Source organism: Hydrotalea sp., from assembly GCF_049968455.1.
Taxonomy (GTDB): Bacteria; Bacteroidota; Bacteroidia; order Chitinophagales; family Chitinophagaceae; genus Hydrotalea.
In genome coordinates this window covers 1-592 of record NZ_JBMFQT010000062.1, presented here as the reverse complement: position 1 = coordinate 592, position 592 = coordinate 1, and the positions used below count along the sequence as shown (strand labels likewise).

At 23.5% G+C, this 592-nt stretch carries 1 protein-coding gene; it reads right to left on the bottom strand.

Annotated features, from left to right (window positions below; all coding sequences use genetic code 11):
• Positions 1 to 38: 38 nt before the first annotated feature.
• On the bottom strand, positions 39 to 592 hold a 554-nt coding region (locus tag ACP5P5_RS13705), incomplete at its 5' end, for a hypothetical protein (protein ID WP_428286679.1).

Below are 592 nucleotides of genomic sequence, written 5' to 3'. Positions count from 1 at the left end.
CATAAATTATATACAGTTTAAAACGTTGAAAATAGTGGTTAGATTTTATAAATATACTTCAAATATGTATTAAAATCATAATTAACTCGTCTAGCTCTTTCTTTTGCTAATTTATACCATGCTTCAAAATGTTTTTTGTTAATACTATTATCTATTCTTTTAGCAAGTGTTTTATAATCGCCACATTCAAATATATAATCAGATAATTCTTCATATAATTTTTTGAGTTCATAATCAGGTTTTGGATTATGCTTTAATTCAAACTCATAAAGTGAATATAAGTTTTCATCTATAATTGTATTTTCAAAATAATATTTATCTTTAAATTCATTTTCTGTATCTAAATGCTTAGATGGTGTAAATATTTGCATTATACCATATTGCATTAATGTTTCATAGAATGTACCAGTTTGCCCTAATCCCCAAGCTTGAGTATTAACATGCATATACAATTCTTTAGTAAAATCTTTCATTTCATCTTTTGTATATTTACTTTTAAGCTTAACTTTTTGCTTAAGATTATTCTTAAGTATTATATCTGCAATTAATTGTTTATACTGAGGATTTATATTCATCTCTCCATATAATCTAC